This window comes from Peribacillus sp. NPDC076916 (genome assembly GCF_050269675.1).
Classification (GTDB): Bacteria; Bacillota; Bacilli; order Bacillales; family DSM-1321; genus Peribacillus; species Peribacillus aracenensis.
In genome coordinates, this window is record NZ_JBNNIU010000010.1 from 86,063 (window position 1) to 108,015 (window position 21,953).

A 21,953-nucleotide genomic window follows, 5' to 3' on the forward strand; every position below is an offset into this window, starting at 1 on the left:
AACCTTTGGTTTTCATTGGTTTAATGTTTTTTAGTTAAATGAAATTCTACAATGGAAGGGAGGATAAAAGCAGTTAGCAGAATGGGTGATGGAAGAGAGGTCTTTCTTTTATTAATTTTGAAAGCGCAACCAAAAGTGTGCGCTGTTATAATAAATGGACTTTCACATAGCCCGTCATTCTTAGCTGTTTTTAGTAAAACATGAAGCAAAAACGAAACTCATTATATATCTTTTCTATTACCTTAGTTGCCGCAATTGGAGGGTTACTATTTGGATATGATACAGCTGTAATATCTGGAGCTGAAAAATCATTAAAGGTTTATTTTATCGATAGCTTAGGGTTAGGCTCTTTGGCACATGGCGTCACCGTATCAAGTGCTTTAATAGGATGTATTATCGGGGGATTAATATCCGGCTATTTTGGATCAAGACTAGGACGTAAAAAATCACTTATACTTGCAGCGATTCTTTTTATAGTATCAGCATTAGGTGCTGCTTATCCTGAATTTTTATTTTTTACAAAAGGTGAACCAACACTTTCTTTATTACTAGCTTTTAACTTTTATCGAATCATCGGGGGAATTGGTGTTGGATTAGCGTCAGCTATTTGTCCAATCTATATAGGAGAAATTGCTCCGGCAGATATTCGCGGCAGATTGGTATCCTTTAATCAGTTTATGATTATTTTTGGTATGTTAGTCGTTTACTTTGTAAATTGGGGTATTGCAAATGGCGAAACGTTAGAATGGATAAATGATGTAGGATGGAGATACATGTTTGCTTCAGGAGCTATACCAGCCTTACTCTTTGCTGTACTTTTGTTTTTAGTTCCTGAAACACCTCGCTATTTGGCAATACAGAATCAAGATCAAAAAGCTTTAGCAATACTTACAAAAATTAATGGATCTTCAGAAGCGAAAGCGATTCTGAGTGATATTAAACAAACGATTGCTATCAATATTACTTCGGAAAAATTATTCACTTATGGAAAATTAGTTATTATTGTAGGTGTACTGCTTTCTGTATTTCAACAATTTGTAGGTATAAATGTAGCTTTATACTACGCTCCGCGTATCTTTGAAAGCATGGGAGCAGCTAAAGATTCTTCTATGCTGCAAACCATTATTATGGGATTAGTAAATGTTATCTTTACAGTCATCGCGATTTTAACAGTTGATCGATTGGGAAGAAAGCCTTTATTAATAGTGGGTTCCATAGGAATGGCAATTGGAATGTTTGGTGTAGCAAGCATGGCTTTTTCTAATATTATTGGAATATGGACGCTTGTATTTATCATTATTTATACAGCTTCATTTATGATGTCGTGGGGTCCAATCTGCTGGGTGCTAATTTCAGAGATTTTCCCTAATAAAATTCGAGGTCGGGCTGTAGCCATTGCTGTAGCTGCACAATGGGCGGCTAACTATTTTATTTCTTCTACGTATCCTATGATGATGGAATATAGTGGCGGACTAACATACGGTTTTTATGGTTCAATGAGCGTACTATCTGCATTATTTGTATGGAAAATGGTTCCTGAAACCAAAGGAAAGACTCTTGAACAGCTGGAGAATATATGGAGAAGAAATGTCAAAAAATCAGAAGATAGTCAAATTATTTGAATAGTAAAATACACTTAAACTGGAGATAGGTATAATATAAAAGGATTCTTATTGTTGGGATAGTAAGTATTGTTATTTCAGGTGTTTTTATCGGAACATGGACAGGTGGACAACAACAAAGAGCAAAGTTTCATTCAGAAACAACAAAAAATCGAAGCTTTAGACCGAAAATAGCTTTAATCTCAGGTCTCATAGTTGTAATCTGTTTGGGTATTTCTTGAATAATAATACTTTGCTCTTCAACTAATGGGTCTCTTACTTTAAAAAGGAAGGTTGCTGCTGAGGCAGCCTTTTTCTTATGGTACAACGGGGTAGTTTTGTAGTGTTAAAGAACCTGCACTATTTATTTCAACTTCACAATAAGTCTTAATGAACAAGCAGGAGTGTTAGTTCTTTTACTGGCTGACCTTTTATTAATAGAATCCATTATATCAGTAGGAGGGTAGGGCGTACGGGGGCGTGAGAATTGATTCCGTGAACTAAACTGTCTGCCCCCTACTTGTATATGTTTGAGGCTGGGTAGGAAACTTCGACAGACGTGGCGCGATTCTTTATTATAATTCGATTGACTATAGGCAAACTCGAAGAATAGCGAGTTTGCCTGCAGTTTTTTCTAAAAAAATATTCAGATGATTTCAGAAATCGCACCAAAGATTATACAGCCGAAATCATGGGTGCAGCAAGAATTCACGAGTAAACATGCTAAATTCACGAGTAAATGGCCAAAACTCACGAGTAAAAGGAGCGAAATCACGAGTAAACGACGCGAAATCATGGGTGCAACACGAATTCACGAGTAAATAGTCCAAACTGACGAGTAAAACAGCAAAACTCACGAGTAAATGGTACGAAATCACGAGTAAACGACGCGAAATCATGGGTGCAACACGAATTCACGAGTAAATAGTCCAAACTCACAAGTAAAACAGCAAAACTTACGAGTAAAAGGAGCGAATTCACGAGTAAACATGCTAAATTCACGAGTAAATGGCCAAAACTCACGAGTAAAAGGAGCGAAATCACGAGTGAACGGCGCGAAATCATGGGTGCAGCACGAGCAAAATATCCAAAGGCGGGATATACTGGATCATTCTTCCCTGTTGCAGCACTTGTAGGTATGTTTTTTTATCTTATAAAAATGTTTATTGTCTTAAAAGAATTGATAAAAATGACGCATATGCCGACACAGGAAATCGTGAGGAGTGAATACATTAGCTTTAGGTCATTCAATATAATAATTCCCGCAATTACTATGAGTGAATCGATAATAAAAATAATAATTCCAGGGTTCGTTGCTGTGGTTTTAGAGATTAATAGTGCTAGTAAATCCACTCCACCGGGGCTAATATGCTGTCTCAGCATAAAACCCACACCAATCCCAATCGTCATTCCGCCTATAATGGCACTCGTTATGATCGGTAGATGAACTAAACCGTTTAGTGGTGTTAGCCAATCAATAATGGTTGAAGTAAAAGCTAACCCAAGGATGGCATTGAAGAAATAAGACTTATCGTATAGAAGAGATAGAAGGTATATGGGAATGTTGATCATGATCATGGTATGTCCAACTTGGATTCCCCAAACATATTTGATTAACAGACTTATTCCAAATATCCCGCCATTTATTAGATGAATGGGAACAATGAACAGGTTAAGACCTACTCCAATGCAAAAACTTGAAAAAAGCAGAGTAACAAACTTTTTCATAAAAACATTCCCCTTGTCCAAATCATTATCTTAAAATATATGAGAGCAATGTAAATATATACTTAGCTGTTTTTGAAATTACGATTGCTATTTGTGTATGGTTGGCTTTCCTCCCCAAATGAAATTTTAGATGCATGTGAGTATGCAGCAGGATCAAAATGAATGCCTTACCTTGAGCACATGAAGTAATTTGGCCAAAAAAAAAAGACACTCATAATAAGTGTCTCTTTTTTTCTTGCTTAATGGGGCAAGTCAGTTTTAAAGAATTTTTATTCTTTGTGTTTAAGCCTTGTTTATTCAAGCTCTTTTTTTCGATAGGCGATTTGTAATGGTATCTTCTTGCGGTGAAGTTTGCCGTATATAAAAGGCCAGTATGAATGCAATTATGGTCAAACCTGTTGCAATCATGAATGCATCATCCACTCCCATTACGCTACCTTGTTTAATGGCCATGGCCATTTGTGATGTATTATCTGGTGATATGTTCCTATGAGATAAGATTTCCTGAACATGCTTCGTTCCCTGGTTTGTCATGATGGAAACAAAAAATGCCATGCCAACAGCACCTGCTACCATTCTCAATGTATTGACCATTGCTGTTCCATATTTATTTAGGCTAAGTGCCAATTCATTTAATCCAGCTGTGAAGATAGGCATCATCAGTATCGACATTCCGAACATTCTTATAGTATATACCCACACCACATAAGAATAGGACGTATCTGTTTCAAGCCGCGTTAAAAGATAGGTTGTAATGATAGTGATGGCAAGTCCGCTCACCGCAAGCCATCTCGCACCAAATCGATCAAACAGCTTACCTGTGATAGGAGACATGATCCCCATTAAAATCCCGCCAGGCAATAGCATGAGACCGGATTCCATCGGGGTAAATCCACGGATATTCTGCATATAGATTGGCATGATGATCATTCCAGAGAACATACCCATAGTTGCGATGATGTTGATAATTGTCGTTAAAGTGAACATCCGATACCGAAAAATTCTAAATTCCAAAATAGGATGAGATACAGTAAATTGCCTCCAGACAAATAAAACTAAACTGATTCCTCCAACAAGGAACATCGTCAGTACTTCGGGATTGCCCCAGCCCTTGGTACCGCCAGTAGCAAATCCATATAGAACTCCGCCGAATCCGATAGTGGATAGAATTACACCAATTTTATCGAGTTTAGGCCGACTCGTTTTCCCTACTTTTTTGATGATGAAAATGGCAAAGATGAAGTCAAGCAGTGCAAATGGGAAAATGACAAAAAACAGAACCCGCCAAGAGTAGTTTTGTATAATCCATCCTGATAACGTCGGTCCTACAGCAGGGGCAAAATTCATCGCGATACCAAATATACCCATTGCGAAACCGCGTCTGTTAGGTGGAAATATAGTGAAAATCACATTTGTGATCAAAGGGAATAAAATCCCCGCCCCGGCGGCTTGAACCACACGTCCGATCAATAAGACGGAGAAGCTGGGGGCAATTCCACATAGGAAAGTTCCTAAAGCGAAGAGTCCCATCGAAGCAAGATATAGTTGTCTTGTATTGAAACGTTCCATTAAGAAAGCAGTGATAGGGATGACGATCCCATTGACCAATAGGAAGATTGTAGTAAGCCAGTTAGCTGTTGCAGCTGAGATTTCAAAGTGATTCATTAATTGAGGCAATGCGATATTAATTAAAGTCTGATTTAAGAAAGCGACTAGAGCCCCAGCCAGCATCACCGCAAACATGGGACCCGTACGAATTTTAGTGATGGCTGTTTTGTTGTGATTCATTATTACGGTACGTCCTTTCCGCTAAGGTAGTACGTATTGTACTGCCTGCTATTTTTAAAAATTATAGAAATTAAAGCGAATTCATTAAGAAACCAGCTATATTTTCCAATGATATACAACACCTTAAGGAGATTAACCTCAATTCACGGATTTTGGAGGCGTTATTCATTATTAACAACTTACTTGACAATTACCAGGATATATTCTTATTTTTAGGAAATCCCCCAGTTTAACATCCATTCTATAGGTATACCATACTTCAAACAATAATCACCAATATAATACTTACTACGTATCAGAAAAGTTGTTCCACTTAAGTTAAATACTTTAACATTCTATCATTCGTATTCACTAAAAAATAGTAAATTGATAAAAAGGTGTGATGGACAATAAAAAAAACTTTGTGAAACCTATAACGTAAGTTGCTTTACCATACGAAAAGGAATTGGTGAAGGTGAAGGAAGGGACACTGACACGGATACCGCGCAGGGGTGCCTTTGGCATCTAAGGAGTTCCATAATGAATTGTTATCCATAAGCGGATTTTCGGAGTTTAGTCGATGAATCAACTTATAAAATCCATACAGAAATAGTCAGTAACGATAACAGTATAGAAGTGATTGGTGCTACAAAAACTATGCTGAATTTAAATTAGTGCTAATTTATTTAGAATATTAAAGATCGCTTCCGATGCAAACGACCGGCATGCAACTCTCAACGTTCATGTGCGAAACCAACAAAGTCAATCTGACTGTTCATCGGGCAAAATAGGTCATGCCAAATTATTGGCATGACCTATTCTGGTGTATTACTCCTTTAACTCCCATCTTCCATTCTTTCTTCTTTGATCATTGCATATAAAATATCCTTACAATTAAAACATAAGATTTTCTTGTTATCTAATAGAATACCGTTCAGAAATCCAGCAGTACAATATACATTACGTGCACAGCGAACACAAGTGCCAACTAGTTCGTCCATCGATACATCCCCTTATTCAGGAATCGGATATAGTTTGGTTTTTTATTTTGAATAAAGGTAAAGGCCAAAATCTTGCATAACGGAAGTGTGCCCCATTTGCCGCAACATGGTAGCGATATTGCCACGATGATATGATCCGTGAGTGACAACGTGTAATACCGATTCGGAAATGGAAGTTTCAAGAAAACCAGCATATGGGTTATCCACGATAATTACCTTTTCCATATCCGCTGTACTCAGTAGTGCTTTGTTTCTGTTGTATAAGTCCAGAAATATTATTTTCATTTCCTCAATACTTTTCTTTTCAACCTCTTCTCTTAATTGATTGGAAGATGCCATTGCTTCATCCATACTTTTACCTGCGATAATGTCAAACCACGCATAATCCGTGAGATAAATATGAGACAACACTTTTGATATGGACGAAAAACCACTCTGAATTTCCTTATGATAAATGTGCTGTGGAAGCTCATTTAACCGGTCGATGATGACCCCATTTGCCCACGAGTGATAGTTATACATTTCTAATACTGGCTCGGGATGATTCATTAAAAAACCCCCATATACACTAGTTTTTTCTTCTTGAACAATTTATGCAGTAAAAACAAAAAAATTCAGGTGAATTCAATAAAAGATATTTATTAATATGCTGTTCCTCCTAACGTGCGTGGCGCTCATCGCGAATTTACAATGTATAAAGTTAATGCGAACTACTTATCATCGTGAGTATTTTTTCTTGCAGGAAAAAAGCTCCTTATATCGAACTGATAGTAAAGGAGATGGTATTTTTATGAATCTGAGGATCAAATATAGGCTTTATATCCATGTAGACGGAAAACTTATTCCAGAACAGTATGACCGATACGAGATACTAAACGTCAGGGAAGGTATAGATCCAAATGATACTAAGGATTACCAAGAGCTTATTAGTAAACTGAGTAAGTCGATTAATCGACCCCTAAGTGAATTTGAAATAAAAAACTATGAAACAATGTAAGTGCAGTTACGTATTCTAAAATTTTCTCCTTCGTTAAAATGTAAATCAAAATATAGAAGTGAAAATATTTAAAGTGATGAGCCTCCCACCTTGGATCTGAGCACCGCCTGATGAACCTCTGGAAATATGTAATAGATACAGCATCCCCAAATAACGTCGGTGGTATTGGGTTGCTGCGGTAGAGGTCAAGGAGGCACAGACATGATTGAAGTGCATGATAAATAACGCCAATTAAGCGCGCCATTTCTTGGAGCGCTTAATTGGCGTTTACTCATTAAAATTAGATATTGGTCGAATCGCTTCATCTAAATGGGCTGGCATTTATATGTCTGAGATCTTAAAAATAAACAAAAATCAACCTTGACTTTGTAATATTTATTTCATATTATATTTTATAATGAAATGTTTATTTTAATAATTAGAAAATCCACTATGGGTACAACAGGAAGTGAGTGAGAAGTTTGGAATGATGGTTGGTGGAAGCAATTTCAAAGTGGATACTTAATCATCTTTTATCTTCTTATGTCGGGCTGGACCTGGTTGCTTAATCAAGGTTTAAAAAATATCCACATTTAATAGATGTTTTGATTAAATTAAAAAAATCGCTTCTATTATTTATAAATACTTCGCATGAAAAAAATCTATATTAAGGGGAAATTCATTATGATACTACACGATAAGGGTTTATTATCAGAAAAAACGAAAAAATCAGCTGATTTATTTGAAAAAGCTTGTGACGTTATTCCGGGCGGTGTCACAGCACATATTAAATATTTTCCTCCACATCCAATAATGATGGAAAAAGGAAAAGGCAGTAAGTTATATGATGTAGATGGCAATGAATATATCGATTATTTATTATGTTATGGGGCTCTTATATTAGGGCATGGTCATCAACAAGTATTCGATGCCGTGACAAAACAAATGTTAGAGTCTGGAACGACCATATTCGGTACGCCTCACAAGATGGAAACAACAATGGCACAAAAATTAGTGGAGTTATATCCTGGTATTGAAATGGTTCGTTATACGAATTCGGGCTTGGAAGCGACACTTCTTGCAATTCGTACGGCGGTTGCTTATACCGGAAAACCGAAATTGGCGAAGTTTGAAGGACATTATCATGGAGGATATGATCAAGTATTAGTGAGTGTTAACCCTGATATGGATCAGGCAGGTAACGCAACAGCCCCTAAAGCGGTAGGAGAATCAAGAGGAATACCAGATTACTATATTGAAAATACCGTCATTCTTCCATTCAATGATTTAGAATCTACCGAGAAGATTTTACGTGCCCATGCACATGAATTAGCAGGTGTTATTTTAGAGCCAATTCAAGGAGGGTTCATATCTGCTGAACAAGAATTCATGGAAGGACTTCGTAGAATAACAGAAGAACTTAATATAGTGCTTATATTCGATGAAGTAAAAACAGGTTTCAGGATATCGATTGGGGGGGCTCAAAAAGTATATGGCATTAAACCGGATATCACTACCTTAGGAAAAGTTCTGGGTGGCGGATTCCCAGTAGGGGCCATTGGAGGTAAAAAAGAAATAATGATGATTACCTCTGCTAGAGGCGGACGAGATATTTTAACAGCTGGAGCAGATAATGCAGATAAACAAAATCCGTTATATCATAGTGGAACATACAATGGTCATCCGACCATATTGGCTGCAGGTTTAGCAACTATTGACTTATTGGAACAAGAAGGAACAATGGAAGGTTTGTTTGCTAAGACGCAATCTTTACGTAAGGAACTTGAGAATGTGTATAAAAAACATGGCTTAAACATGCAAACAGTCGGTATGGGCAGTATCTTTAACATTATCTTAGCCGAAGGCCCGATTAAAAATTATCGTGATATGAGCAGGGCAAATACGAAATTAAGAAAAGAGATTGACCATGAGTTATTAAAATTAGGTATTTATACAAAGCCGCTTAATCGTTATTCGATGTCTGTTGTACACACGGAGGAAGATATTCTTCGAACTGTGGAAGCGCATGACGAAGCCATTGGACGAATCCTGAAATAATTCAGCTTAACTGAGTGTCAGATGAGAAAGCAAAAGGTCCGATCAAAGCGATTTTAATTGATCAGGCCTTTTTAATTCCAGCATGGCACTTGCAATTACCTTGACAAAAAAGGATGAAAAAACCTATTGTTAAATTATAATCCTTCACAAAAAGGAAATAGATACTCCTACAATGCATAAATAAAATTAAAGGGGCGCTCTTTTTAATGTCAAACGTCTATCAAAACATCGCTGGACAAATAGGGGAAATGAGCAAGTCCCACGTGAAAATAGCTACATATATTTTAGAGAATCAAACGACCGTTCCTTTTTTTACAGTTGGGAAATTAGCAAAAATGGCAGGGGTCAGTGATGCCACCGTTGTGCGGTTTGCAACCTCGCTTGGCTATTCAGGCTATCCAGAGATGCAGCAGTATATGCAGAATTCCGTTAAGCAGCAGCTGACAACGACAGAGCGATTGAAGATGTCCCAAAAGGTATACAATAAAGAGTCTTCAGGGGTATACGAAGTTTTCCAAGATGACATCGCAAACATAAAATCCACAATGGAGAAATTGGATGAAGATGCATTCCATGAAGCAGTGAAATGCTTATTACAAGCGAGAAGGGTTTATGTTATCGCAAACCGCAGTGCCACATCATTAGGCGTGTTTTTGGAATATTATCTTCAAATTGTTCTCAATAATGTGGAACTTCTGCAGTCATTGGAGAATTCATCGGAAAAGTTATATAATTTAAGTGAAAAAGATGTAGTGATTGGTGTCAGTTTTGCACGATATACGAAAAGTACAATTCAAATGTTTTCTTTTGCAAAGGAAAAAAATGCCACAACAATAGCCATTACTGATAATCTACTCTCACCGCTTATTCCTCATGCGGACATTCCGTTGACAGCATCCAGTCAGATGCCTAGCTTCATTGACTCTTTCGTTGCACCATTAAGCTTGATTAATGCTTTGATCATGTTTGTCGGAAAAGAGAAGCAGGAAGATATACACGAGCGATTAGAAGTTTTGGAAGACATCTGGAGTCATTTTGATGTTTTTCAAAGAAAGAAAATGGAATAAAGAGAAGCCTTACTTTCCCAATGTGGAAGAGTAAGGCTTTTTAATTTACCACATAATGATATTCCGCCATAGCTTATTTCAATGGAGGCAAATTACTGGTTAGTTTACTTTTCTCCTCTGCGCTAATGATTTTCTTTTTTCCGGAAAAATGAGTCAACACAATGATTACCCCGGTTAGTAATAATGTTGAATATAGTTGGCTTCTTGTAGAATCGATAAAAGCCATGGAAATTAAAATGATGGAAATCCCTACGATGGTCGCATATGTTAAATATGGGAACAACCACATCTTCACTTTCAGGGCATCAGGATTCTCTCTTTCCAATCTATTTCTCATCCTCAACTGAGAAATGGAAATAACCAAATAAACTAGTAATATAATAGCTCCTGATGAGTTAACCAGAAACAGAAAAACTAATTCAGGCGAAACATAACTCATCACTACAGCAATATAAGAAAATATGGTAGCTGCAAAAACAGCTCTGGCAGGTACTCCATTATTATTCAACTTACTAAAATATTGTGGGGCATCCCCTTTTTTTGCTAAAGAGAAAAGCATTCGGGATGTTGTATATAATCCAGCATTTAGACATGATAAAACAGCAGTTAGTACGATGAAATTCATGAGGTGAGCTGCAAAAGGAATGCCTAGGTTTTCTAAAACGGCAACAAATGGACTTTGTAATACATTAGCAGAATTCCAAGGAAGTAATGTCACAACTACCGCTATTGATCCTACATAAAAGATCAAGACACGCCAAATTGTACTATTAATGGCTTTAGAGACGGACTTAACAGGATCCTTTGATTCAGCTGCTGCAATGGTCGCTACTTCTGTACCGGCAAAAGAGAAAAATACAGTGATGACTCCCACGAAGACGGAACTTACACCATTAGGGAAAAATCCCCCGTTTTGTACAAGGTTAGATATTCCAACCGTCGATTCTCCTGAAAATCCGAATATATAAGATACGCCTAAAATTAAAAAGGCGATGATGCTCGCTACTTTAATCATGGCAAACCAATATTCAAATTCTCCAAAGGATTTCACTGAATAGATATTTGTTAAAGTCAAAGCGATTGTCAAGGCCAAAGCTAGAAACCATAAAGGAATACCTGGGTACCACATATTGATGATGGCTGCACCTGCAATGGCTTCAATGGCAATAACGACAACCCATTGAAACCAATAAAGCCACCCAACCGTAGTACCTGCCCAAGGGCCAATTGCGTCCCGGGCATATTCTGAAAACGAACCACTTGATGGATTGGAAGTGGCCATTTCACCAAGGCTCTTCATAATCAAGAACACTAAAACACCGGCAATTACATAAGAGACCAAGATGCCAGGCCCGACCTTATGTATGGCCGCTCCACTACCTACAAAAAGACCTGCACCAATGACGCCTCCGATTGCAATCATTGACATGTGACGAGAACTGAGTGATTGTTCTAAATCATTCTGTGGTTTTTTCATGTAAGACCTCCCTGAAAAATGTTGTGTAAAAGCGTACAATTACCCTAACCGAAACTGGATTGATTATAGTTTACACAATTTTTAGATTTTTTGAAATAAAAAATTCAAAATTATATTCTAAAAGAAATAATTATTGCTTAATTAAATGAAATAAAATATTATTAAAATAAACACAGGTTTCAAAAGAATCTGATAATTTCCATTTGCAGAAAAGGATGTGCTTTTGTTGATTAAGGTTGCTGCAGTTCAATTACAAGCTATCCCTGGTGAAAGGGATAAAAATATTAAAAATTGTATAGAAATGGTTGAAGAGTCGGCTAAACAGGGAGCTGAATTAATCGTATTACCTGAACTTTGGGTGAGTGGTTACTATTTATCGAAGGAACAATTCGAATCGTTGCAAGAGGTTTCGACTGGAGAGACTGTTTCATTATTTCAAAAGCTCGCTAAAGAGTTAAAAGTAATACTCATCGTCCCATTTGTTGAGGGGGGAAATGGAAACCTTTACATATCCTTGGCTGTAATTGAGTCAACAGGGGAAGTCATTGCCACTTATCGAAAATCATTTTTATGGGGAAGAGAGAAGGAGATATTTACTCCTGGTGAGAAAGTCTATAATGCAATAGAAACATCGAAAGGGAAAATAGGTGTTCTTATTTGTGCAGATATTGAATTTCCTGAACCAAGCCGAATTCTAGCTCTTCAAGGTGCAGAACTTATTATTGTTCCTTCAATATGGAGTTACGGAGCTGAAACAAGATGGGATATTCAACTTCCGGCACGTGCACTCGATAATACGGTTTATATTCTTGGCGTAAACACGGTTAATGAGGGAAGTTGCGGAAAGAGTAAACTTGTTGCTCCGACCGGTGAGGTCCTATGTGAAGCTTCAAGATCAGAGCAGAGTATTCTAATTCATGATGTGGATTTTTCAATTATATCAGAGGTACGAAATGAAGTTCCTTATCTGGATGATTTAGACAAGAAATTGTGGCCAAATGTTTCGTTATTTGCATTGGAAAAATAGATTTTTTCAAAATTCATTAAACGAATTATGTGGGTCTATAACTAGAATCTTATAAAAGTTTTTAAAATCCATTTTTCATTATTAAATGATTAATGGATTTGTACTTTTTAGAAAAATAATAATTCTCTGAAAAATAAGCCGCTAATTATTCTTGTGATACAGTATTTGCACCGAGATCAACACATTGACCTTTTGAACGGATGGTTGGCATCTCTGAAATAGTAGATATATGCTAACACAGATAAATAAGCTCATACATTAACTTGTTGCCGAATAACAATGAATATAAATGTTTTTGATTGGCGATAATTATATTATTGTACTACCCCCTAAGTGGTACTCCTCCATTGTTAAAAGCCCCTCTCTTGATCGAGGGGCTTTTTTTATGTTGGGGTTTGTTAAATGAATTTATAGGAGTTTTTTGGACTGTATTTAGATAGAATTGGATTTTTTATACTTCTGTCCAACCAAAAATATCAGCGGTGAACCTATAATGCTTGGAAGAAACCAAAAAATTAATGGGTTCCATTCATTCAAGATAGTTATATTGGGTACATTCACTACAAGAATTGCAGTACAAATAGCGATATAGGAACCGAGCATCCCACTAATATGAGATGCAATCCAGTTTTTCCATTTCTTCTTAGCAGCAAGATAGCCTATAAACGCGAAAGAATATGAAAATATCCCAATGAAAAATAAATATGCGCTGCTTTCCCAATTCAATATTGCCATTGTCAGGGAGGTGACAAAGAGTACAACATATGCACTGTGATAAATTTCACCGCAAATTGTATGCATACCTCTTTTTTTCTTTGAAGACATAGCACCTATTCCACTAATAAGACATATTGCTCCAGCGAAAATATGAATGAATAGGATGATCTTAAAGATAAGCATCTTTCCCTTCGTTAAATAATCATTATCATAACGTAACAGATTAAATATTTATTTTATTATAAGACAAATATTTACCAAAAAAATGAATGTTAATTTGCAAAAAAACAAAATCAATTTAGTTAGGGAAGATGAGTTTCCATACTATGGAACATCCTTTGCAAAAATTCTTCAGGTGCTGTATGCTCTGCGGAAAACCGTCAGTCAATCTGTTTTTATTGAGTTGAAAGTGCAGTGCCCCTCAAAAAGGCAGTATGCGTAGTCCTTTTTAAGGATAAAGGAGGATTTTACGTTTCATTTGAAGAATGTTTTGACCAATGGGGGTGGAATAATTGCGACAACATATTGAACAGGACTTATCTAAAGATGACATTTTTAGAATGATTGTTAAGCACCTTGATGTATTTCCGTTGACTAGTCTAGAGGCTATTAGAGAAGTGATCAGAAGTTCATTAAAACAAAGAGGCTTGATAGGGGGGATGAATAAACAAACAGGAACCGCTAATGTAACATATAACCGGAAAATATCAGACCAGGATATCCAGTTATTAAATGATTGTATTTGTGACCTATTATATAGCCGCGTTATCCAACCTGGTATTGACGATGATAACCTGGATTTACCATGGATTCATGTTTCTGATAAAGAGAAACTTAAAACAATGGTGAACTCCCTTTCTTAACTTTTTACATATAAAAGCCCTTCTCTAATCGAGAGGGGCAATTTTTATTTGAATTTATTAATCCATAAAAGCAATTTTATAAAAACCATTATTTCTCTATATCCTTCATACTCAATTAATTGTATGTTTCACCTGTAAGGTGGGTTTCAAACATATCGATGATTTCAAGGAAACGTTCAGCTTCACGGAAAACGTGATCTGCCAATAAAGGATGGATAATGCTCTTGATTTTGCATTCTTCGATTAAATCTCTGGCGGTTTTCTTAAAGTCCCGAAGTGATACGACGGAAACACGGTTCTGATCTAGAAATTGATCCAAAAGAGGAGCGGTTTGAGATTGCGGTTTCATGGACTCTAAGTCTACAGCTTGAAAGACTAATTGATCGAAATCATTGCTAAAATTACGCGCCATATCCACCAGCTTTCTTTCCGACGGATCAAGGAGATGTCCGATGAATTTTGCATGATCCGCCATGATCCTTAAAAAAAATACATTTTCTTTGATGATGGCGTCTGCAAGTGGTTTCAATTTACCCTCATTTAATTCTTTTAATCGTTTTCTGAAATAATTGGCTTCCCTGCTTGTATGGTCGACTAAAAGTGGGAAATTGTTTGCACCAGGCAATTTACAGGTGAGTATCAGCCCCAATACCTTCCTTTTGAATAAAAATATTCCTGTAGCAGCTTGTTGCACTTCCGAGTTAAATATCCTGATCTGTTCAGGATCAGCTTGATTTGTTAATGTATGGGATTGTTGTTCTATCCGTTCAAATAAATGATAAAACTGATTAGCCTCCTCAATTAGCTGCGTATCTTCACATCTAAAACCTAGTCTTAAAAATAGCGAGTGTTCCTTCATAATTCTTGACCAAAAACGAATCTCATCCAAAGAGCGTGCAACAAACATTCCCGATTTATCCCTCATAGTTTCCTGTATGTCCTCATTCATAACTAAAGCCCCCTTTTAAAACAAAACCATCATTAAATCTTATTAACAAAGGGACATTAGTATGCTGCTCAATTTGAATATAAATAAAATTACTAATACCCCTTTAGCACCTCAAACCATTGGTACTTGATGGCGTTTTTTTGAGTTCTTATTGGAATCTCTTGAAGGGGAGTACCATTCCCTCCATGTTCTTGAAGAAAAACAAGCGGGTATATGTGATTTTTGCATTTTAGCGAAAAGGGGAAATGGATATTGAACATAGGATGGCACCAAAAGCATGTAACAATGGAGATTCAAAGGGGGAATCGTATACCATGGACTTTCTAAAAAAACTCGGCAACCATTCTGTATAAAAAACCCTTAGACTTTATCTAAGGGTTCTCGCATTTTAATCCAGCAATTACATTAGGCTACAATGGATTAGTCATTTGTCACTAAGTTCATTTATTTTTTTCGTAAGCTCATTAAACTTCTGATCAAGTTCTGTGTAGGCTTTATCGTTTGGAGTCATAAAGCTAAGCTTTCCTAAAACTTCCTGTCTTTCTGTTTCAAGTGTTAATCGTAGTTCTTCCAGATCATCTCTTTTTGAGGGTGATTCATATAATTGCTTTTGTATGTGATTATTTGAAATGATAAGTTTGCTGCTTGTGATTTTTTCGAGAAAATATCGATCATGCGAAACGACGATTAGCGTTCCAGTATACTGGGCTAAGGTATCTTCAAGTTGTTCCCGTGAAGCTAAGTCCAGGTGATTTGTCGGTTCATCCAAAATAAGCACATCTTTTTCTTCCAGGATATATTCCATTAACTTACATTTTACTCGCTCACCCATACTCATGTTCTTAATGGGTTCTGTCCATTGAGATGCCGTGAAGCCTAAATGCTTCATTAAAGTTTGAACGTTCCCTCTCGACTCGAAAGTTTCTTTATGAAATAGCTGGGAGGGTGTTAGTTCAAGTGGTAAATCAAACACCTCTTGCGTCAAATAGCCCATTTTTGCAGATGGCGAAATCCAAACATTGCCCGCAAAATTTTCTCGTCCAAGAATTATTTTTAATAATGTCGTCTTTCCGCTGCCATTGGGACCTATTATGGAAACCTTCTCACCATGCTGTATCGTGAAATGAACGTTTTTAAATAGTGTGCGCTCGTTAAATGACTTAGTTAAATTCTTGACTTCCAAAAAACGTTTTCCCGACTTGTTTTTTGCTTTAATTGAAAAGCGTACAGTATATTCGGATTCAACAGGTTCAGCTTTTACTTTTTCAAGCTCTTTTTCAAGACGCTTTTGTTTTGATTTTACCTGTGCATCCATTCGTTTTGCTTTTACGCGATAGTATTCCTTAACTCCTTCTTTTTTCGTCGATTGGGAATGGGCTTTTTTCGACCAAGAAGTGATTTCATTCATTTGTCCCTCAATCCGTTCAACCATTTTTTGCTGTTTTTCATATTCACGTTGTTGTGTAAGTCTTTTCTGTTTGCGAACTTCCATATAACTAGAATAATTCCCTCTGTGTTCAATTAGCTTTTTATCTTCAATCGACCAAATTTTCGTTGCAACAGCATCCAAAAAATAACGATCGTGCGAAACAAAAATGATGGTACCTCTATAATTTTTTATTTGTCCCTTAAGGAATTCTATACTGTCTTCATCAAGGTGGTTTGTCGGTTCATCTAATAGTAAAAGGTCTGCATCTTTAGAAAGTCCTTTTGCAAGTCGGGCTTTTAGTTTTTCTCCCCCGCTCAATTGTTGGAATTCATGGCCTGGTACATGCATTTTATCAAGTAATTTAACTTCGGAAGGGGTCTTATCTTCGGAAGGATGCGATACGACTTCTTGTTCAACCATAAAAACTTTCAAGTCTTGCTGCAGCCATTGGATTTGGCCGCGTACAGGCTCTAAAGTATTGTTAATTAATTGAAGCAACGTAGACTTACCGGCACCATTTTTTCCAATGATACCGATGATTTCCCCTTGTTGTACACTTGCATTTATATTTTCAAAAATGTTTACGTCCATTACTTCATAGCTAATATTGGTTAATTTTAATAATTCTTTCATATAATTCATCCCTCTCCTTAATGGGAGGATAAAAAAAATCCTCCCAATTCATATGGAAGGATTAGCCGTACCTGTGCATTGTCAAATAAGAGCTATTTTGAGTATAGCTCTGTAATTTATAGAAAATGGGCAGACTAATCCTATTTCGTTTGATTTGAAATATGCGATTTCAAATTTAAAAAAATAAGATTAGTTAATCATCGGCCACCCATCATCCCTTCTGATATTAATAAAATCATTATAGCATAAATTCATCTTTGAAAACAAAAGGAAACAGCATAATTTTTTCCTTTCATTCCCAAAGATTTATTATTGTTTTAACTCCATCAAATATCTTATTATAAGGTGGGCAATAGGACTGCATTTTTCCTAAATGATGTGTCTTAGTTAAATTCAATTAACATTTACCGCCATAGGGTTGTTTCCGTAAGGAGGACATTAATATGGAATATATAAAGGGAATCGATGTTTCACATTGGCAAGGTGCCATCAGTTGGGGGGAAGTTGCAAAGGCAGGCGTGAAGTTCGTGTTCATTAAAGCAACAGAGGGAACGAGTTATTCTAAGTTATCTTATTTCAAAGAAAACGCACCACAAGCATTGGCAGCGGGATTGAAAGTCGGGGCCTATCACTATGCAAAGTTTGCAACTGTTGCAGAAGCAAAGGCCGAGGCAGCTTATTTTTTAGATTCAATCAGATCTTTTGCTTTAAATTACCCTATTGTACTGGATCTTGAGGAAAATAAAAAAAAGGCAAAGAAAAAAACGCTGACCGATGCAGCAATAGCTTTCTTAGAAGCTATTGAAGAAGCTGGATACACGGCTATGCTGTATACCGGTAAATATTTTCTTGAAAATAGTTTAGATGAAACAAGGTTGACGAATTACGCTTTGTGGATTGCCAGATACAACAGCATGTTGGGACGTAGCGCAGATATTTGGCAGCATTCTGATTCGGGTAAAATAAGCGGCATCAGTACAAAGGTGGACTTGAATATAGCCTATAGGGATTTTACAAATACAATAAATACTATTAGGACACACAACACCCGTGCATGGGAAGCCGAAACACCCACAACTTATACAGTAACAAAAGACGACACACTTAGCTTCATTGCAAAAAAACATAATACAACGGTAAAATCTCTTGTTAGTCTTAACGGAATAAAAGACCCCGACAAAATTTATATCGGTCAAAAATTAAGGTTGAAATAAGTAAAGGCTCTTCTCATGACGAGAGGAGCTTATTTTTAAATATATTCCTTATATTTCTTTAAGTTCGTCAATTGCTACTTCTGATCTTTCCTCTAATGGTCCTCTCAAATGTACCGTAGCCGTTCTTCCATCTTCATTTAAATTATCGATCCATATTGAAGTGCCATTATATCTCACCTCAATGTCGGATGAAGAAGAAAGTATCTGTTTTACACGATTAACATCCACATATATCCCTCCCTGCTGATTAGTCTACCTATTATTTGGGGAGAGGCTTAATTTTATTCGTTTATTCAGGGATTAATGTTGTAACTAAATCATTTAAGTACGATGATGTTTAACGCTTTTTAATTATGTTTGTTATGAAAGGTGAGAATTCTTAATCTTAAAAATAAGTATATCTGCCGGAATGGATAGGATTGTAAAAAGAATCTTGAGGTGATGAATTTGAAAAAACCAGAAAGGAATCCCAGTTTATCTCAATGGGCTAAGACTAAGCAAAAAAGAATATATTATAAAGCTAACGGCTGCCTTGCTTTCAATAGGGGATTCGCTACCAACTCAAATGAAGTTAATGTGATGGAAGGGCTGAATAAGGAAGTAAATAAGATGGGACAATATTGGAGGAGAAGATATTGTTTGGTTTGAAGTCCATACGCATTCATATACATGCTTTTAGGGGGGTATCATGGAATTATCGTTATTATTGGAATATGGCTGGGTGTTAATTATTCTAATTTTTTTAGAAGGCTTATTATCTGCCGATAATGCATTGGTTTTAGCCATCATGTCAAAGCATTTACCAAAAGAACAGCAAAAAAAAGCGATTAATATTGGGTTGCTTTTGGCTTTTATATTTAGGATTGGTGCAATCTTTATTATTTCGTACCTTTTCCATGTCTGGCAAGTTCAAGCAATTGGGGCTGCATATTTGATTTTCATCTCATTAAAGCATTTACTAAAAAAGGACCACGGGGAGAATGAGGGAAAAGGGAAGAGCTACCGTATGACCGTTGCGCAAATTGCATTGGCTGATATTGCTTTTGCTATCGATTCCATTTTAGCTGCAGTCGCCCTTGTCATTGCCTTACCAGATACACCAATGGGTGATATAGGAGGTATGGATGGGGCAAAATTCATTGTTATTTTAGTAGGGGCGATTGCAGGTTTAATTGTCATCCGGTTTGCAGCAGGATACTTTGTTAAGATACTGACGGAGCGACCTAGCCTCGAAACAGCAGCCATGTTAATCGTTGGTTGGGTAGGGGTTAAGTTATTAATGCATACCCTTGCGCATCCAGCCGTGCACATTATCCCGCACGATTTTGTTGAAGGACCGATTTGGAATATCATCTTTTGGTCAGTCATGCTTCTTATTGCTCTAGGCGGATGGTTTTTATCTGGAAAAACAGTGAAAAATGATAAGCAAAACGACTGATTTTATCCGAATAAAAACGAGTTGAAATACCTTAGTGTTCATTTTTTGTAAACTTTATGTTTGCCAAATAGGATTTTAAGACCGAATTCCAATTTCGGTCTTTTTGCATTCCAGGCACTTGTTTTCCGCGGCGGTCCGGGAGCCTCCTAGGCTCCTTTGCGCCTGCGGGTCCACTCTGGACTCGCTTTTCTAAGCAGGAGTCAGGCACATCTGTTCCGATCAATTTTGAATTAACTTTAAGAACCCTTTTTCCTACAAACTGAGGAGACCACAATAAGTGATCTCTTTTATTATTGTTTTACAAATCCTGTTTGTAAATCATGTATGAAACAAATATCCTTGATTTATTTATCCACTGCTAAAAACTGTGTACTGTGCACCAATGATGAGGATGTTAGAAGATTTATGGGCAATATCCAAAAAGACCAGATGCAGCACCGCTGAATTGTAAGAAAGGATATAGCATCGTTTTTATATCCAACCCGATGACCAGTTTTGATCGGCTAGTATCTACTTTCCTTAGTTTACTTCTTTTTATGGCACCGCCGAACTCACTTATATTTATAATATATTTTTTAATGAATCAATTATAAAGGTCTAAATCTTTACAGTATTTCCGCACTAATCGTGATGCTCTTGATTGGCTAATGGATAATTGATGAGCGACCCGACCCTTCCTTGTATTCCTGAATATTGTATATGAGGTGACAATAAGATTTTTTTCAAGTTCTTCTAACGCTTTATCCAATGAATAAACTTGGAGCATTCGTTCTTTTAGCTGGTCCAACTTTGTTTATAATGTCCCGATTTACGGATAGCGTTGAGATTTTGTTACAGAACTTCTTTCGTATGAGTTTCTACACCGACTCTGTTGCCAATTCTGGCTTTCCGGAAGCTTGGACGATATTTTACTGGGCCTGGTGGTTTGCTTGTGCTCCTTATATGGGCATATTTGTAGCAAAGATCTCGAAAGGAAGAACGATAAGACAAGTCATTTTTGCTGAATGTATTGGAGGAACAGTAGGGTGTTGGGCGGCGTTTTCCATCATGGGTAATACAGGTCTTTACTTTGAACTTAATAAACTTGTTCCTGTCATTGACATTTTAGAGAAAAAAGGTGGGGAAGCAGCCATTGCTGCCATTTACCAGGGGCTTCCCGGCGGCAGTATAGCCTTGTTTACGATTATGATTATCACCCTTATTTTTCTTTCTGCTACACTGGACTCTTCATCATTCACATTAGCAAGCGCTGCATCAAAAAAGTTGTCATTAGATCAAGAACCAGCCGGATGGCACAAAATATTTTGGGCGTTGGTCATAGAGCTCGTAGCGTTTTCCATGATGTTCGGTGGAGGACTGCATGCTCTTCAATCAGTAGTAGTCATTACTTCCGTTCCACTCATCTTAATAATGGCGATGGCATCGATATCGCTCATTAAATGGATAAAAGAGGATCAGGCAAGAAGCAGCAGTATAGAAAAAACGATCAATGAAGAACCTACAAAACTAACATCTTAAAAGTATCATTCAAACTGGGAGGATATTGTATAAGGGAATAAACGCCAACAGGCATCAGCTAAAAAAACAGCTGGTGCCTGTTTGGCGTTCGATGAAACCGTACAATCGATTTGTTTAAAAAACCTTAAATAATGAATGAGAATATCAGAGATAGGGCGGTGTACCATGTACAAGGCATAATGGGCTCTGTGCGAATCCGTTCACTCATGCCTGGTGGTATTGCAAGTGCATCACTAAGTGTAATGGATATAGCTAATAGGATCTTTATTGAAAGCGGCATATGAAATTGAACAATGGTCCGAAGGTTGGGACATACTTCTGATTGTACCGGGGAAAACGTTACAACGTAATTGATTTGTAGACAAAAAATATCACTGAATTATTTATCGCAAGGTCGATGATAAATGGCAGTTGATCCAGCGGAGCTTATTGACAGTAGAGGACGTTCAAATACCTATCTGTCCATTAAAGAAATGATGCACCATATGAA

20 protein-coding genes are annotated in these 21,953 nt (G+C 36.9%); 11 read left to right on the plus strand and 9 right to left on the minus strand.

Features of this window, described 5'->3' with window-relative positions; genetic code table 11:
* The first annotated feature begins 200 nt into the window (after positions 1-200).
* From xylE to ACQKFG_RS22170, 3 genes are all read left to right on the plus strand, one after another.
* Complete coding sequence (gene xylE / locus ACQKFG_RS22160; protein WP_427562919.1) at positions 201-1,622, plus strand: D-xylose transporter XylE; 1,422 nt, start codon at positions 201-203, stop codon at positions 1,620-1,622.
* A 59-nt stretch (positions 1,623-1,681) separates the two neighbouring features.
* Positions 1,682-1,843, plus strand: a complete 162-nt coding sequence (locus ACQKFG_RS22165; protein ID WP_427563074.1) for a DUF5316 family protein — start codon at positions 1,682-1,684, stop codon at positions 1,841-1,843.
* Positions 1,844-2,251: 408 nt separating this feature from the next.
* Complete coding sequence (locus tag ACQKFG_RS22170) at positions 2,252-2,422, plus strand: hypothetical protein (RefSeq protein ID WP_427562922.1); 171 nt, start codon at positions 2,252-2,254, stop codon at positions 2,420-2,422.
* Positions 2,423-2,747: 325 nt separating this feature from the next.
* On the opposite strand, the gene ACQKFG_RS22175 is transcribed toward ACQKFG_RS22170, so the two are convergent.
* The 4 genes from ACQKFG_RS22175 to ACQKFG_RS22190 all read right to left on the minus strand — a co-directional run bounded on the left by ACQKFG_RS22175 (position 2,748) and on the right by ACQKFG_RS22190 (position 6,646).
* The gene (locus ACQKFG_RS22175) at positions 2,748-3,329 is read right to left on the minus strand and encodes a YitT family protein (protein ID WP_427562925.1); all 582 of its coding nucleotides are present in this window, start codon (positions 3,327-3,329) and stop codon (positions 2,748-2,750) included.
* Positions 3,330-3,626: 297 nt separating this feature from the next.
* Positions 3,627-5,117: a DHA2 family efflux MFS transporter permease subunit gene (locus ACQKFG_RS22180; protein WP_427562928.1), complete on the minus strand. Its 1,491-nt coding sequence runs from the start codon at positions 5,115-5,117 to the stop codon at positions 3,627-3,629.
* A gap of 815 nt (positions 5,118-5,932) precedes the next feature.
* Positions 5,933-6,097 (minus strand): hypothetical protein, encoded by a 165-nt coding sequence (locus ACQKFG_RS22185; RefSeq protein ID WP_427562931.1) that lies wholly within the window; start codon positions 6,095-6,097, stop codon positions 5,933-5,935.
* Positions 6,098-6,139: 42 nt separating this feature from the next.
* Positions 6,140-6,646, minus strand: a complete 507-nt coding sequence (locus ACQKFG_RS22190; protein WP_427562934.1) for a DinB family protein — start codon at positions 6,644-6,646, stop codon at positions 6,140-6,142.
* Between the two features lie 241 nt (positions 6,647-6,887).
* Between ACQKFG_RS22190 and ACQKFG_RS22195 the strand changes: the two genes are divergently transcribed.
* The 3 genes from ACQKFG_RS22195 to ACQKFG_RS22205 all read left to right on the plus strand — a co-directional run bounded on the left by ACQKFG_RS22195 (position 6,888) and on the right by ACQKFG_RS22205 (position 10,198).
* Positions 6,888-7,094 (plus strand): hypothetical protein, encoded by a 207-nt coding sequence (locus ACQKFG_RS22195; protein ID WP_076368693.1) that lies wholly within the window; start codon positions 6,888-6,890, stop codon positions 7,092-7,094.
* Positions 7,095-7,757: 663 nt separating this feature from the next.
* The gene (locus ACQKFG_RS22200) at positions 7,758-9,131 is read left to right on the plus strand and encodes an aspartate aminotransferase family protein (protein ID WP_427562938.1); all 1,374 of its coding nucleotides are present in this window, start codon (positions 7,758-7,760) and stop codon (positions 9,129-9,131) included.
* A gap of 206 nt (positions 9,132-9,337) precedes the next feature.
* Entirely contained in the window at positions 9,338-10,198 is an 861-nt protein-coding gene (locus tag ACQKFG_RS22205; RefSeq protein ID WP_192204195.1) for a MurR/RpiR family transcriptional regulator, read from the plus strand.
* A 73-nt stretch (positions 10,199-10,271) separates the two neighbouring features.
* Here ACQKFG_RS22205 and ACQKFG_RS22210 read toward each other — a convergent pair whose 3' ends face one another.
* The gene (locus ACQKFG_RS22210) at positions 10,272-11,675 is read right to left on the minus strand and encodes an amino acid permease (RefSeq protein ID WP_427562942.1); all 1,404 of its coding nucleotides are present in this window, start codon (positions 11,673-11,675) and stop codon (positions 10,272-10,274) included.
* Between the two features lie 217 nt (positions 11,676-11,892).
* Between ACQKFG_RS22210 and ACQKFG_RS22215 the strand changes: the two genes are divergently transcribed.
* Positions 11,893-12,702, plus strand: a complete 810-nt coding sequence (locus ACQKFG_RS22215; protein WP_427562945.1) for a nitrilase-related carbon-nitrogen hydrolase — start codon at positions 11,893-11,895, stop codon at positions 12,700-12,702.
* 432 nt (positions 12,703-13,134) lie between these two features.
* Here the strand turns inward: ACQKFG_RS22215 and ACQKFG_RS22220 are convergent, their stop codons facing one another.
* Positions 13,135-13,602 carry a DUF2306 domain-containing protein gene (locus ACQKFG_RS22220; RefSeq protein ID WP_349729962.1) on the minus strand — a complete coding sequence of 156 codons (468 nt, stop codon included), beginning with the start codon at positions 13,600-13,602 and terminating at the stop codon, positions 13,135-13,137.
* Positions 13,603-13,931: 329 nt separating this feature from the next.
* Here ACQKFG_RS22220 and ACQKFG_RS22225 point away from each other — a divergent pair, with 329 nt between their 5' ends.
* Positions 13,932-14,282 carry a hypothetical protein gene (locus tag ACQKFG_RS22225; RefSeq protein WP_192204204.1) on the plus strand — a complete coding sequence of 117 codons (351 nt, stop codon included), beginning with the start codon at positions 13,932-13,934 and terminating at the stop codon, positions 14,280-14,282.
* Between the two features lie 115 nt (positions 14,283-14,397).
* On the opposite strand, the gene ACQKFG_RS22230 is transcribed toward ACQKFG_RS22225, so the two are convergent.
* The gene (locus tag ACQKFG_RS22230) at positions 14,398-15,231 is read right to left on the minus strand and encodes a DUF2935 domain-containing protein (protein WP_228467361.1); all 834 of its coding nucleotides are present in this window, start codon (positions 15,229-15,231) and stop codon (positions 14,398-14,400) included.
* Positions 15,232-15,655: 424 nt separating this feature from the next.
* Entirely contained in the window at positions 15,656-17,293 is a 1,638-nt protein-coding gene (abc-f, locus tag ACQKFG_RS22235) for a ribosomal protection-like ABC-F family protein (RefSeq protein WP_427562949.1), read from the minus strand.
* Between the two features lie 443 nt (positions 17,294-17,736).
* Here abc-f and ACQKFG_RS22240 point away from each other — a divergent pair, with 443 nt between their 5' ends.
* A complete protein-coding gene (locus tag ACQKFG_RS22240; protein WP_427562952.1) occupies positions 17,737-18,507 on the plus strand; it encodes a GH25 family lysozyme in 771 nt (256 codons plus the stop codon).
* 48 nt (positions 18,508-18,555) lie between these two features.
* Here the strand turns inward: ACQKFG_RS22240 and ACQKFG_RS22245 are convergent, their stop codons facing one another.
* Entirely contained in the window at positions 18,556-18,735 is a 180-nt protein-coding gene (locus ACQKFG_RS22245; RefSeq protein WP_427562956.1) for a small, acid-soluble spore protein, H family, read from the minus strand.
* 460 nt (positions 18,736-19,195) lie between these two features.
* Between ACQKFG_RS22245 and ACQKFG_RS22250 the strand changes: the two genes are divergently transcribed.
* Together ACQKFG_RS22250 and ACQKFG_RS22255 are read left to right on the plus strand one after the other, a co-directional pair.
* Positions 19,196-19,945 (plus strand): TerC family protein, encoded by a 750-nt coding sequence (locus ACQKFG_RS22250; RefSeq protein WP_342615428.1) that lies wholly within the window; start codon positions 19,196-19,198, stop codon positions 19,943-19,945.
* A 747-nt stretch (positions 19,946-20,692) separates the two neighbouring features.
* Entirely contained in the window at positions 20,693-21,463 is a 771-nt protein-coding gene (locus ACQKFG_RS22255; RefSeq protein WP_427562960.1) for a BCCT family transporter, read from the plus strand.
* The last annotated feature ends 490 nt before the right edge of the window (positions 21,464-21,953 follow it).